General features: G+C 59.5%; 13 protein-coding genes. 4 read left to right on the top strand and 9 right to left on the bottom strand.

Features of this window, described 5'->3' with window-relative positions; translation table 11 throughout:
* Nucleotides 1-38 precede the first annotated feature (38 nt).
* The 8 genes from ACR0J1_RS16890 to ACR0J1_RS16855 all read right to left on the bottom strand — a co-directional run bounded on the left by ACR0J1_RS16890 (nucleotide 39) and on the right by ACR0J1_RS16855 (nucleotide 7,334).
* Entirely contained in the window at nucleotides 39-776 is a 738-nt protein-coding gene (locus ACR0J1_RS16890; protein ID WP_480733920.1) for an SDR family oxidoreductase, read from the bottom strand.
* Nucleotides 773-2,098, bottom strand: a complete 1,326-nt coding sequence (locus ACR0J1_RS16885; RefSeq protein WP_480733921.1) for an FAD-binding oxidoreductase — start codon at nucleotides 2,096-2,098, stop codon at nucleotides 773-775. Before ACR0J1_RS16885 ends, ACR0J1_RS16890 begins: the two co-directional genes overlap by 4 nt.
* Nucleotides 2,095-2,520 carry a GtrA family protein gene (locus ACR0J1_RS16880; RefSeq protein WP_480733922.1) on the bottom strand — a complete coding sequence of 142 codons (426 nt, stop codon included), beginning with the start codon at nucleotides 2,518-2,520 and terminating at the stop codon, nucleotides 2,095-2,097. The genes ACR0J1_RS16885 and ACR0J1_RS16880 overlap by 4 nt, the downstream gene beginning before the upstream one ends.
* Nucleotides 2,517-3,980 carry a UbiA family prenyltransferase gene (locus tag ACR0J1_RS16875; RefSeq protein ID WP_480733923.1) on the bottom strand — a complete coding sequence of 488 codons (1,464 nt, stop codon included), beginning with the start codon at nucleotides 3,978-3,980 and terminating at the stop codon, nucleotides 2,517-2,519. The genes ACR0J1_RS16880 and ACR0J1_RS16875 overlap by 4 nt, the downstream gene beginning before the upstream one ends.
* On the bottom strand, nucleotides 3,981-5,018 hold the full coding sequence (gene galE, locus ACR0J1_RS16870; protein ID WP_480733924.1) for a UDP-glucose 4-epimerase GalE: 1,038 nt from the start codon (nucleotides 5,016-5,018) through the stop codon (nucleotides 3,981-3,983).
* A complete protein-coding gene (locus ACR0J1_RS16865) occupies nucleotides 5,000-5,884 on the bottom strand; it encodes a glycosyltransferase (RefSeq protein WP_480733925.1) in 885 nt (294 codons plus the stop codon). The genes galE and ACR0J1_RS16865 overlap by 19 nt, the downstream gene beginning before the upstream one ends.
* Before the next feature lie 2 nt (nucleotides 5,885-5,886).
* A complete protein-coding gene (locus ACR0J1_RS16860; protein WP_480734555.1) occupies nucleotides 5,887-6,597 on the bottom strand; it encodes a WecB/TagA/CpsF family glycosyltransferase in 711 nt (236 codons plus the stop codon).
* 521 nt (nucleotides 6,598-7,118) lie between these two features.
* A complete protein-coding gene (locus ACR0J1_RS16855) occupies nucleotides 7,119-7,334 on the bottom strand; it encodes a hypothetical protein (RefSeq protein WP_480734671.1) in 216 nt (71 codons plus the stop codon).
* A gap of 299 nt (nucleotides 7,335-7,633) precedes the next feature.
* On the opposite strand from ACR0J1_RS16855, the gene ACR0J1_RS16850 reads away from it, so the two are divergent.
* The 4 genes from ACR0J1_RS16850 to ACR0J1_RS16835 all read left to right on the top strand — a co-directional run bounded on the left by ACR0J1_RS16850 (nucleotide 7,634) and on the right by ACR0J1_RS16835 (nucleotide 12,061).
* Entirely contained in the window at nucleotides 7,634-8,230 is a 597-nt protein-coding gene (locus tag ACR0J1_RS16850) for a polysaccharide biosynthesis/export family protein (RefSeq protein ID WP_480733928.1), read from the top strand.
* A 31-nt stretch (nucleotides 8,231-8,261) separates the two neighbouring features.
* Nucleotides 8,262-9,659: a hypothetical protein gene (locus ACR0J1_RS16845; RefSeq protein WP_480733929.1), complete on the top strand. Its 1,398-nt coding sequence runs from the start codon at nucleotides 8,262-8,264 to the stop codon at nucleotides 9,657-9,659.
* 290 nt (nucleotides 9,660-9,949) lie between these two features.
* Nucleotides 9,950-11,137 (top strand): dTDP-4-amino-4,6-dideoxygalactose transaminase, encoded by a 1,188-nt coding sequence (rffA, locus tag ACR0J1_RS16840; protein WP_480733930.1) that lies wholly within the window; start codon nucleotides 9,950-9,952, stop codon nucleotides 11,135-11,137.
* A gap of 93 nt (nucleotides 11,138-11,230) precedes the next feature.
* Nucleotides 11,231-12,061 carry an amidohydrolase family protein gene (locus tag ACR0J1_RS16835; RefSeq protein ID WP_480733931.1) on the top strand — a complete coding sequence of 277 codons (831 nt, stop codon included), beginning with the start codon at nucleotides 11,231-11,233 and terminating at the stop codon, nucleotides 12,059-12,061.
* Here ACR0J1_RS16835 and ACR0J1_RS16830 read toward each other — a convergent pair.
* The gene (locus ACR0J1_RS16830) at nucleotides 12,043-13,362 is read right to left on the bottom strand and encodes a UDP-glucose dehydrogenase family protein (protein ID WP_480733932.1); all 1,320 of its coding nucleotides are present in this window, start codon (nucleotides 13,360-13,362) and stop codon (nucleotides 12,043-12,045) included. The genes ACR0J1_RS16835 and ACR0J1_RS16830 overlap by 19 nt on opposite strands.
* Nucleotides 13,363-13,511 lie beyond the last annotated feature (149 nt).

Below are 13,511 nucleotides of genomic sequence, written 5' to 3'. Positions count from 1 at the left end.
GCACGGATCGATTGCGTTCGGGGGCGTTCTGAGCGGGCTCAGATACGCAGGTTTTTGAACAGGGCTTCGGGAATGCACTTTATCACTGTCATCACCACCGCCCAAATGGGTTTGACATAGATTGTATTTTTCTGTTTCCGAATTGCGCGCCCGATGGCCGAGGCAACCTCGGTCGGTTGCGCGGTCAGTTTCTCGGGCAGGTCCAGATTCTCGGTCATCTTTGTGTCGACAAAACCGGGCAGAACGGTGACGACGTGGACTCCCTTTTTGGCCAGCCGGTTGCGCAGCCCTGAAAGGTAGGCGGTGAACCCGGCCTTGGCGGATCCGTAGATGTAGTTGGTCGCGCGTCCGCGCTCGCCCGCGACCGAGCTGATGCCGACCAGCACGCCAGCGCCGCGGTGCTCGAACCTGTTTGCCAGCAGGGCTAGGATACTGGCCGGACCTTCGAAATTGGCGCGCATGACTTGTGCCGCCGCTGCGATGTCCTGTTCGTCGTCTTCTTGGTTACCCAGCACGCCGATCGCGCAGACGGCGATGTCGGGCATTTCGGGCAAACCGTCAACAAAGGCGGCATGATGCCCGAGATCGAGAACGTCGAAATCGTGCAGTGACACTGGAACCTGATATCGGAGTTCCAGATCGTCTTTTTCAGGCTGAAGCGTCTGCGCGTTGCGCGCCGCAAGCTGTATCGGATGGCCGGACGCGGCCAGTTCATGCGCGACGGCAAGCGCGATATCCGAGCGCGCACCAAGGATCAGGACCGGGCCATTGCTCATAGTTTCAGCCTTTCTGATTGCACCGAGGCAAAGCGCTGTGCTGCCCCGCTATTCTGTCTCATGTCTTCAAACGCCCTGACGCGGGCCGCATCGGTCGCGCGCAAAGCCTGCGCATCCATCATGCTGTCTTTTGCCAGGTAGATTCGTCCGCCATTTTCGGCAGTCATCTGCCCAAGCTTCCGGATCAGTACCGTCGAGGTGTCAGACATCGGAAAGTCCAGCGCCAGGGTGTACCCTTCCATCGGGAACGAGAACCGGCTGTCCTGTTGGCCAAACCGCTTCAGCACAGCCAGAAATGAGCCGCGACCCGAAGCGGATATCTCGTTTAGCATGTCATGTAGGCCCGACCGCGCCGTATCCATCGGCAGGACGCATTGAAACTGCGCAAAGCCTCTGCGCCCGTAGATACGGTTCCAGTCAAGGATCGCATCCAGCGGGTAAAAATAGCTGTTCCAGTTCACATAGCTGATCGGCCCGCTGCGCTTACCATTCCAGTAATAGAGGTCATTGAAGGCACGCACCGAATATCGGTTCAGGCAAAATCCCGGCAGGTTGAAGGGCACGCCCAGCTTTTGTTGCGCAACGGCGGGAAAGGGGGTTTTGCGCTGTTTGTCGGGCAATTCGGCCAGCGATGCATGTTCGCCCAGCATCACAAGCGACCGGCCAAGAGAGTCGCCGCTGCTCAGGCAGTCGATCCAGGCGACTGAATAGGTGGCGTCCAGCGATGCCTCGAACAGATCGATCGCGGCGTCGACGTTTTGCGCCGCATGCGTCGTTTGCCGGATCCAGCCGGTTTCGACGGGGCGCAGCCGGAAGGCAATGCGCAGGATGACTCCGGTCAGGCCCATGCCCCCGATGGTCCAGTCGAACAGCTCGGGATTTTCGGTGCGAGAGCATCGCGTGACGGTCCCGTCGGGCCCAACAAGGTCCAGCCAGTCGACACAGTTTCCGAACGAGCCGTCGATATGGTGGTTCTTGCCGTGTACGTCGGCGGCGGCCATGCCACCTAAAGTTACAAACCGGGTGCCGGGCGTGACCGTAGGAAACCATCCTCGGGGCAGAAAGGCGGTGATGACGTCCGACAGCAGCACGCCTGCTTCAGCGACCAGCTGTCCGGTTTCGGGGTCGAACGACAGCATATGATTGAACCGGCGCATATCCAGCGTGTTGGTCCGGCTCAGCGCGCTGTCGCCATAGGACCTTCCGTTGCCGCGGGCGATGGCGCCGGATTTGCTGATCGCGGCGGTCAGCTCCCGGTCGTCTCGCGGGCGGCTGAGCTGGCAATCGACCACTGGGTATTTCCCCCAACCAGATAGCTTCATCGCGACGCTCCGATCGAAAGCGTGGAATCGGTGAACACAAACCGGCGATCCAGATTGAATTTCACGATATAGCCAATCGCGAGGCCCAGAACCGCTCCGGTCTCGCGCATGAGGTCGGTGTGCCAGATCAGCCAGAACGCCGTTTCCATCCCCCAGAAGATTGCTGTGGTGACAATCCCCATAGCGGTATAGGCCGAGAACTTTCGGCTATGGTCCGAGACGCCGGTGCCCAGGTCATAGAAGATCCAGCGCTTATCCAAGACGTATTTCAGAACCAGCCCCACGGCGGTTCCGACCAGAATCGCGGGGATCAGGGCATTGTCGCCCAAAGCGCCGAACACAAGTCTTTGCGCGCCCAGATTCGCCACCGTCGCCAGAACGGCGAACAACGCATAGCGCAGGACCAGCGATCGAAGACTCACAACACCGACCCCCCAAGTGCAAGCGCGGCAACCAGCGCAAAACAGATCTGGCTATTGCGATCACGCGCGGCAAAGACAATCGGATCGTCGTGCATCAGGCCCCGATGGGTGATCATGATGACCCGGCTGATCCAGAACAGCAGGATCGGGCAAATCCCCCAAAGCACAGTGGGCCAGGCATAAAGGGCGACCACGGCGGGCGAGTTGAGATAGAGCGCCAGAACCAGAACCGAGAGATACCCCGCCGCGACTGCCATCTGCGTCATAACCGGCAGATCATCGACATGGTATCCGCGCCCCGAAGCGCCCAGCTTGCCGCGTTTGGCGCTGTCAACCAGTTCGGCCTGCCGTTTGACCGCAGCCAGCGAGAAGAACAGGAAGATCGAGAAGGCCAGCAGCCAGACCGACAGCTCAATACCCGTCGCGACTCCGCCCGCGATGATCCGGATGGTATAAAGCCCTGCCAGCGTGCAGACATCCACGATCAACTTGCGTTTGAGGGAAACGGAATACGCGGTCGTAATTGCGAAATAGACAAGCATGATCCCGATGAAGGCCAGATTTGTCAGTGCCGCCAGCAAGAACCCCCCCAGCAATAGCCCTGACGCCATCCAGACCCCGTGCGAAACCGGAATGGCTCCCGAAGCAAATGGCCGGAGCCGTTTGCGCGGGTGGGCGCGGTCGGCTTTCAGGTCCAGCAGATCGTTCACCACATAGACGCTGGATGCGATCAGGCTGAAAGACAAAAACGCCAGCAGGCTGTTCAGCAAAGTGCTTGGCGCAAAATTATGCGCCGCGATCATGGGCAGAAAGACAAGCACGTTCTTCAGCCATTGATGCGGCCTCAGGGCCTTGAGATAGGCTTTGCGAGAGACATTCGGCGCGACCAAATGCTCGACCTCGCATCCCAGTTTGCTCAGCTTGTTTCGGATTGCGTCCGCGGCATTTACGGTGATCGCCTTTGCGGCCTTGCTCCAGACGGCCAGATCGGCGGCGCTGTCACCCATATAGGCGAAGCCGTTGGCCCCGTATTTCTGTTCAAGAAACCGGGCCTTGTTATCGCCCTTGAGGTTCAGGGTGCCGTCGGAGCCATACACCTCATCAAACAGCCCGACATGAGCTGCAATCTGATCTGCAATGCGCTGATCTGAGGCGGTCACCAGAACGGCCTGTCCCCCGCTTTCGCGCCAGGATTTGATATAGTCGATCACAGGCTGATTATAGGGCAGCGCATCCACCTGCACCTGAGCTGTGTCTTGTAGGGCTGCTTTCAGCGCGGCCCGCCCCTGCAGCAGGGCCAAAGGCGCCCGGAAGAATGTCGTCCAGTCCTGAGACAGCGAGGCCCAGAACGTTTCGTGCAGCATATCCGATGCAATCAGAGTCCCATCCAGATCGACCACCAGAACGGGGTCGGCAATCTTTAGGGCCTCTGTTTCGGACAAAACAGCCTGATCAGTCATCTATTTCGCCTCCTTCAGGAAATGCCAGTTTCCGGCGCACATCTCTCCAAGGCCCAGCTGAGCCTCAAAGCCCAGCACTGTCCCCGCCTGCGCGGTCGCTGCACAGGAAACCGCAGGATCACCGGCCCGGCGGTCCGTGATGGTATAAGGAATAGGTCGTCGGCAGACTCGTTCATAGGTTTTGACCACGTCCAGCACACTGTACCCTCTGCCTGTCCCCAGATTGACACAGTGATTGCCCTGATCGCCGAATAATGCATCAAGTGACAGCACATGCCCCCGGGCCAGATCCTGAACGTGGATATAGTCCCGGATGCCGGTTCCATCCGGCGTGGGGTAATCTCCGCCAAAAATCATCAGTTCATCCATCTGCCCCATGGCCACGCGGGCAATGACCGGAACCAGATTGGTTGGCGGCTGGCTGGGGTCTTCGCCGATCAAGCCCGAAGGGTGCGCCCCGACGGGATTGAAATAGCGCAGGATGCCAAGTTTCAGCGCCGGGTCTGCGCCGGCCAGGCCGGTCAGAAAATCTTCGCCGATGCGTTTAGTCTGGGCATAGAAACTTTGCGGAGAGGGGGGCGTCGCCTCGACAATCGGCATGGTTTCGGGGTTGCCGTAGATGGCCGCGCTTGACGAGAAGACGATGCGATTGACGCCATGCGCCTTCATTGCGGCGGCGATATTGTAAAGGCCAACACAATTGGTCTGGAAATACCCCATCGGGTTTGCCTGGCTTTCGGGCACGCTTTTCAGCGCGGCGAAATGGACCACAGCGTCGAAAGCCTGGTCCTCAAAGACGCGCGACACATCACCGGCATTTCTGATATCGCAATCATACACCTGTGCCGGTGCACCTGTGATCTGCGCCAGCCGGTCGGGGACATCGCGGCGTGCGTTCTCGAAATTGTCCAGGATCGAGACGTCGTAACCCGCCTCGGTCAGCGCGACATACGTGTGCGAGCCGATAAAACCCGCACCACCCGTCAGCAGGATGCGCCTGATTATGTCAGAGGTCCGGTTCATCTTCCTCGTGCCCATTCTGAATTCCCTGGCCCCAGCCGTACCAGAAGGTGCAGCGCGGAATAAACCGCAAAGCCGAGCGGCGCCTGACAGACCAGGCGGAGCAGGCCGGTCGCGGTCAGAGGTGGTTTGTTGTCATTGGCCGACAACTCCGGATACAGGCGCCGGATTTCTTCGACACCGGCATCCTGACGCCGCCGGACACGGATCAGGTTTCGCAGCCCTTCGACCATGGGCCAGTGATAGCGTGCAGGCACTTCGACCCTTTCGCCCGGGGCGAAATTCAGCCGAACAAACGTGTCGTCCGAGATGATCGAAGGAAACTGTCCCCAGCGTCGGCGCCCGGCTGCATTGACCGAAAAAAGCCCCGCCCCGACCGCGCCGCCCCGAACGAAGGGAAGCCGGACCCAGAAATCGGAATACCGCCGTGTGATCCACGTTCGCGCCGGGGCAACCTGCAGTGTGCCCGTGGCATAAAGCGGTCTGGTCTCGCTCAGCGCCTTCCGCAGCTGTCCCAGAAGGTCGGGGTCGCAGCGGACATCTGCATCCAGATAGATCGTGGCCGCGCCGGTCTTGACCTTGTCCCCCTGATTGAAGGCGTTGGGTTTGCCGGGTTCGCTGATGTTCAGCAGCACCAGCCGCCAGTTGCGGTCCTCGAACAGGTCTTTGAAACCTGACACGATGTCGGCCGTCCGGTCGGTGCAGGCATTTGCCGCAACCACAACCTCGATACGGCCAGCGGCGTTGTCCTGATGAACAAGTGAGTCCAGACAGGCCCCGATGTAGTGCTCTTCGTTATGCGCAGCGATGTTGACGGTCAGGATGCTTGTGGGATCAGCATCGACCCAGCTGGCGCCGGACAGAATGATTTTTTCGTCCGGCATGGTCATTTGCCGTCAAAGGGATCGCGGTAGAGCCCGAATTTCTGTTTGAGCAGCGCCCACAATACCGGCGGGTCCTGCAGGACATAGCGACGCCAGCGCTGGCGCGGCTCCTTGATCAGCCGATAGAACCATTCAAGGCCCAGGTTGGTAACCCAAGGGGCAGGGCGGGGCAGGGTTCCGGCCTCATAGTCTATCGTCCCTCCCAGCGGCAGGAACAGCCGGACGTTTGGCATCCGGTCCCGGTAGTCCATGATGAACTTTTCCTGTCGCCCGCCGCCGAGCCCGACCAACAGCACTGTCGCGCCGGATGCATTGATCCGCTCAATCGTCTTATCAACCGCAGCCGGGTTGGTTTCATAGTCAAATGGCGGGGCGTCGGTTCCGACGATAATGCGCCGACCGGTCTTATCGTTGATCCGGTCCGCAGCGATATCGGCGATGCCCGGTTTGCCGCCGCACAGGAACACCGTGACGTCCGGATCGTCTTTGTGGTGCATGTAGAATTTCGGAAAATAATCCGACCCGGATACCCTTTCGCGCACCGGGGTTCCCAGCAACTTGGCGGCGAAATACAGTATCTGGCTGTCGCAGGTGATGACATCAAACTTGTCGAAGATCTCGCGAAACTCACGATCTTTTTGCAGTTTCATCATCATATCGACATGCAGCGTCAGGATCGCGCCCGCGCTGAAGTTCTGCAGCAGGTCGTCCATGGAAACATCATGAACATATACGTTTAGCAGGTCGATACGGGGATAGTTGTTCCGCGTTGTATCCATTGTCGTTCCGAAGGGCGTTCCGTCAGCCATCACGCGGCCTTTCGCAGGTGCTGGCATACCGATCTTGCAAAGAGCAGATTCAGTGCGGGGCGCATTGTATGGCCCTGGGTCATAATCGTTAATTTCACGCCCATGCTTGCATGGCCTTCTCAATTGTTAACATCAAACAAATGCCCCAAAACAAGCGTGTCCGAGGATCGCTTTTGTATCAGGGCTGCACGACAGCCGATGATCCGACCACGACAGAAATTTCAAACTCAAAAATGCGGCCGGTTCTGTTTACTGCATACCTTTGCGTTTCAGACAACTTGCGATGGCTAGTTTCACGAATCCCGGCCCTTGGCCAAGGGGAAATGCGCACAATCGCAGCCATTTTGCGCGATTGTTTCAGCGTGGGGGTAGGGTGATTTTCGGTAAGACATAAGGTCGGTGCTGCTTGTTCTCAGCGGCTTGGATCACGGGTCAGGGTGAACGGCCGACAGCGGCGCTTTCGGGTTGGTGCGGGCCGTTGAGCGCGACATTGTCACCAGGGCCCCAGCCAGCAGGGACGCGACACCAAAACCGCTATAAAGGAGAAAGGCGGCAAAAATCGGCAATCCGCTGATCAAGCCGACGATCGCCGCCAGTCCACCTGCAACCATCCCGAATAGAACCAGCCCTGCGATCATCATGCCCTCTGTGTCTTTCGTGCTGCCTGGGCAGGTTGTCCCGGCAATCGTTAAGAAACACTCAACAGGGCAAAGAAGGCAAAATTATGCCCCAAACCGGTCCGGGGAACCAAAACCGTCTCAAAGTGTTGCGTTTTAGAGCTGATGACTCGAGAAAGTGAACAATCTGCAAATCAAAATATGGTGTTTGGCTCGAATCATGTGCAGACTGTGCCTGCCATGCGGATTTTGGAGACTTGACCCCCGGGGTCCGGCGGTCTTGGTGGGGAATAACTGGAATAGAATTAGGGAGAGCCTGGGACATGAAGCCCATCTATACTCTGCTTGTTACACTGGTCTTTGGTGCGGTTGCGGCTGTACCGGCTCTGGCGCAAAGCAGCTATCGCATTCAACCCGGCGACGTTTTGAACATTGAAGTACTTGAAGATCGTGAACTCAATCAGGAAGCGCTGGTTCGCCCTGATGGGCGCATCACTATGCCGTTGGCCGGTACGCTTGCTGTCAGCGGGCGCAGCGTCGAGCAGGTTCGCAGCGACCTGACCGACCTTCTCGCGCCGAATTTTGCGTCGACACCGAGCGTGTTCGTGTCACTGGGTTCGGTCGGCGAAGATGTGGAGCCGGACCCGATTCTGGTTTACGCCATCGGCGAGGCCGGATCGCCGGGACGTTACGAAGTGCCGCCGGGCACGACCTTGCTTCAGTTCTTCGCGGAAATGGGTGGCTTCTCGAGATTTGCGGCAACCAAGCGGGTCATGCTGCGGCGCACGGACAAATCGGGTAACGAGCGAGTGTTCCGATTCAACTATGACGCCATTCTGGAAGGTGCCGGACAGGGTGCAGCGACGCGGCTTGTAGACGGAGACGTCGTTGTTGTGCCACAGCGGCGCTTGTTCGAATAACACGAAAGTTGGGGCAGTGAGACAGGACGCGATGAATCGCCTGACGGGTGTTGGGGCCGCTGTGGCGGTGCTGTTGTCGACCACGATCGTGCGGGCGCAGGAAATACCTGTGGAACCCGGCGGGCTGGAGTTGCGATTTGGCATCGCCGAGCGCCTGGAATACGGGCGCAACCTGAGCCTTGATGTGCCTGATCCAGGCAATGGTTTCATCGCGTCGACCATCCTGTCTTTTGGTCTGTCCAGCGAAACGCGCACTCAGTCTATCAATCTGGATGCTGTCACGGGCCTGCGGCTTCAGGATCTGCCCAACATTGACGATAACTTCGATATTGGCGACGCCCGACTCGATTTCGGGTATACGCGCGAAGCCGCGAATGCGGGGCTGAGTCTGGACGCAGAATATCTGCGGTTTGATATCGGTTTCCTGCGGTCGCTGTCGGATTTCGAAGATGAGGATGGATTTATCATCCTGCCGGCCGATTTCGCAGATCTGACCGGTGACGGAACCCGCAACGACTTCAGCTATGGCTTCTCGCTCGATGGCGGTCGGCAGAGCCTTATTGGCTATAACCTCAGCCTGCGGGCCTCGGGGCTGCGGTACACGGACACCACCGATCCGGGGCTTGATGACAACGACCGGATCGACGGCCGGTTCGGATTGAGCTTTGCGTTCTCGCAACGGACCACCGGGCGCTTGGACTACGACCTCGAACGGTTCACCGATGACAGCCCGGACGAGATTGATCGTGATGGCAACACGATTACCTTCGGACTCTTGCACGAAGTGTCGTCCACCACGCGCTTTGACGCGGCGCTTGGCTATGCGGATATCGAGGAGACGCGGGAGATCAACGGTGACCGGGACGTATCGGGCATCGTCGGCAATCTGGGGGTTGAACGCGACGTCCCTGACGGGTCGTACCTCGCTCGCTATGAGACGACCCGGGAGATCGCTGGCCGTCTGGACCGGCTTTTTGTCGGGCGTAACCGCGAAATCCCTGATGGCGCTTTCGGGTTTACTCTTGGCGCCGCGCGGCAATCGGGCGGATCGGTCGATGCTATCGGATCGCTCTTGTTTGATCGCGAGTATGGGCCAGACACCCTGCGCGTGCGGCTGAGCCGGGACATCCTGTTCGATGACGAAGATGACTACTTTGCAGCGACGGTGGTGGATGTCGGGTACATCTGGGGCATTACACCCCTATCGCAATTTGCGTTGCGCGGGACTTATGCGCTGTCCGAGGAAACCGACACATCTTCTCAGGTCGAGTTCTCGAATGTAAGCGCGGTCTATAGCCACGACTTGACCCGGGAGTGGCAGTTCAACGCGGGCCTCGACTATCGCGTTCGCGACGAGGATGGCGTCGGCCGCGCAACCAGCCCGATGGTGTTCGTTTCGATCGGCAAGAACATCGTTTGGCGGCCATGATAGCGGTCGGGTGATCTGGCCTACAGATTCGCCCTATCAGGCCTCGAGTTGCATTTTGGGAACAATCCATCCGGGTAACGGTGAATTGTTTTGACCGCGAGCGGCGCGGCGGCGGAATGTGGGGGCCGGGCGGTTCCGCGTGAAGATATTGCATCTTTTGCCCGGGCAATGTGCTAGAGGGTGGCGATGGTTTTCCAGGGTGCGCTCGCAGTCGTTGACGCCGGTGGTCCGAGACCAACCCTGCCGCAACCGTAACCTGTGTTTGAAATGGACGATTGACACCCTTCGGAATGCCCAAAGACGCAAAAGCATATGATCACCAGAGACTGCTCGAAGAGACGGTCATCCGGTTCAATCTGCCAAAACTGGTGGGTAACGAACGCCGCTATCTCGATACGGTGCTCGAACAGGGGTTTCTTGCGGGCAACGGACAGTTCACCGCCGCGTGCGAGGCGCAGCTTCGGACGTTAACCCAGGCCCAGAAGGTGCAGCTTGTGCATTCCGGAACCGGTGCGCTCGAAATGGCGGCGATTCTTTGCGACCTCGGGCCCGGTGACGAAGTCATCATGCCCTCGTTCACTTTCGTATCCACGGCGAATGCGGTGGTATTGCGGGGGGCCGTGCCGGTCTTTGTGGACGTCGACCCCGAGACCCTGAATCTTGAACCAGAGGCGGTCGAGAAGGCCGTGACGGCACGGACAAAGGCTATCTTTGCGGTTCATTATGCCGGGGTCCCCGCCGAGATGGGGCCGTTGGCAGACATCGCCCGACAACACCGTCTGATCCTTGTCGAAGACGCGGCGCAGGCTCTGGGCTCGCGGTATTGCGGTCGCCCTTGTGGTGGGCTGGGTGACATCGCAGCATTCAGTTTTCACGAGACCAAGAATGTGACTTCTGGTGAAGGGGGTGCGCTGACGATCAACCGCCCTGATCTTGCCGAACGAGCGGACATAATCAGGGACAAGGGAACCAACCGGGCAAGGTTCCTTGAAGGGGCCGTGGACAAATACACCTGGGTCGATATCGGGTCTTCGTTTTCTCCGTCCGAGTTGACGGCGGCGATCCTTCTGGCGCAGCTTGAACAGACGGACAAGATCAACCGGGACCGGCTGGAAACCCTTGCGCGCTACAGGTCTGCCTTTTCAGATCTTGCACAGGCCGAGAGGGTCGGTCTGCTGTCAGCCCCCGAGCATCGTCAGGGCAACGGCCATTTGTTTTGCCTGTTGCTGAGGGATGCGCAGGACCAGCGTGACTTTATCAGCTTTATGCGGGCGCGGGGCATCGAGACGCCGTTCCACTATGTGCCGTTGCACTCGGCACCGGCCGGCCGGGTGCACGGACGATGCGCGGGCAGCTTGGCGGTGACGGACAGCGCGGCAGCCCGGTTGGTCCGCCTGCCGCTTTATTACGAGATGGGTGAGGCCGTCGATACGGTCATTGAAACCGCGCATGAATACCTTGCGAGACGGGCGCCTTAAGACACCCCAATGGCCAGGCTTCCCTGAAAAAAGGGCTGTCTTGTCTGTGCCTTGGCATCTATGCTGCCGCGACGTTTGAGACAGGGGTATCCGATGCGAATTGACGCTCATCAGCATTTCTGGACTATTTCGCGCGGCGACTATGGCTGGCTGACACCGGAACTTGTGCAGCTCTACCGGGACTTCACACCGGGCGATCTGTCGCCACTCTTGCAGCAGCATCAGATCGCGGGAAGCGTGTTGGTGCAGGCCGCCGCGACCACGGCAGAGACCGAGTTCATGTTGGGGCTGGCCGACGAGAACCCGTTTATCAAGGGGGTCGTCGGCTGGGTCGATTTTGAACGCCCCGAATCCCGTGCCGATATCGCCCGGTTCTGCAAGCACGATGCCTTTGTCGGGTTGCGGCCGTTGATACAGGATCTCGCAGATGACGACTGGATGCTCAGATCCGATCTGCGCCCGGTGTTCAATGAGCTGATCCGCTGCGACCTCACCTTTGACGCGCTGACCCTGCCACGTCATCTGTCCAATCTGCGCCGGTTGTTGGCCGATCTGCCGCAGATGCGGGTGGTGATCGATCATGGCTCAAAGCCGCTGATCCGGGACGGTATTGTTGAAGGCTGGGCCGAAGACATGGCCGCGCTGGCGCGTGATACGGGGGCGTTCTGCAAACTGTCGGGCCTTGTCACCGAGGCTGGCGAAGGCTGGACCCTCGATGACCTGAGGCCCTATGTCGACCACCTGCTTGCGCATTTTGGGCCCGAGCGGCTGATCTGGGGCAGCGACTGGCCGGTTTGTACCCTGGCCAGTTCCTATGCCCGCTGGGTCGAGACGACCGATCTGCTACTGGCGGATCTGCAACCGCACGAGCGCGCGGCCATTCTTGGCGGGAACGCGGCCCGGGCTTACAAGCTGCGGTCCTGAACGCCGACACCCACATAGGTTTCGAACCCTGCCCCCAGCACCATGGCTGACGAATAGATGTTGCGAAGGTCAACCATGCGGGGTGATTTCATGGCTTCGGAAAGATCGGTCAGGTTCAGGGCGCGGAACTCGTTCCATTCGGTCAGCAGAACCACCACATCAGCATCCTTGGCCGCGGCGTAAGGGTCGTCCATCCAGTCGACCCCGGGCAGCAGCGCCTCGCCTTCGGCACGGCCTTGCGGATCGACCACGCGCACCCGCGCGCCGCCGCCGATCAGGGCGGGAACAATGGTCAGCGAGGGCGCGTCGCGCATGTCATCGGTATTGGGTTTGAAGGTCACCCCCAGCACGGCCACGGTCTTGCCGTTGAAACTGTCGTCGCAGACATCGCGGATCTTTTCGATCATCCGTTTCTTGATGCCATCGTTGACGCGGATCACCGTCTCGGTGATCTCCATCGGATAGGCAAAATCCTGCCCGATCCGGGCCAGAGCGGCGGTGTCCTTGGGGAAGCATGACCCGCCATAGCCGGGGCCGGCATGTAGGAACTTGTTGCCGATGCGGCCATCCAGGCCGATGCCGCGCGACACCTCTTTGACATCACCGCCCACCCGTTCGCACAGGCCCGCGATTTCGTTGATGAAGGTGATCTTGGTCGCCAGAAACGCGTTGGCGGCGTATTTGATCATCTCGGCGCTTTCCAGATCGGTGGTCAGGATCGGGAAATCCCGCAGGTAAAGCGGCCGGTAGATTTCTGCCATCACCTCGGCCGCGCGGTCACTTTCGACGCCGACAACCACGCGGTCAGGGCGCATGAAATCGTCGATCGCAGCCCCTTCGCGCAGGAATTCGGGGTTCGAGGCAACGTCGAACTCGGCCTGCGGATTGGCGGCGGTCAGCGCGGCCTGCACTTTGCGGTTGGTGCCGACCGGCACGGTCGATTTGGTTACCACAACCGCATAGTCGGTCAGGGCCTGGGCGATTTCCTCGGCGGCGGCCATCACATAGGTCAGATCGGCGTGCCCGTCGCCGCGGCGGGTTGGGGTGCCGACGGCGATAAAGACCGCATCCGCCCCGTCTACGGCCTCGGCCAGATTGTCGGTGAAACTCAGCCGTCCGGCGGCCACGTTCTTGGCCATCAGAACGTCGAGGCCGGGTTCATAGATCGGAACCTCGCCGGCCTGAAGCATCTCGATCTTGCGGGCGGATTTGTCGACGCAGATCACGTCATGCCCGAAATCGGAAAAACAGACCCCGGAAACCAGGCCAACATATCCCGTGCCAATCATCGCAATGCGCATATCTCAAATCCTTGTCTAGGGCAGGGGTCAGACACCTGCCATCCATCGACCGTTTCTGGCGATCGAATACGTCTTTAGGCTGAGGGTATTCAAGGGGATTCTGCCCATCGGACCCTTTGCTCCGGTCCAGAGGTTGCACCGGGCCGCAA

The organism is Ruegeria sp. CJ3 (genome assembly GCF_056536725.1).
Note: the sequence above shows the minus strand (reverse complement) of the source record. Positions and strands in the feature narration are given on the sequence as shown.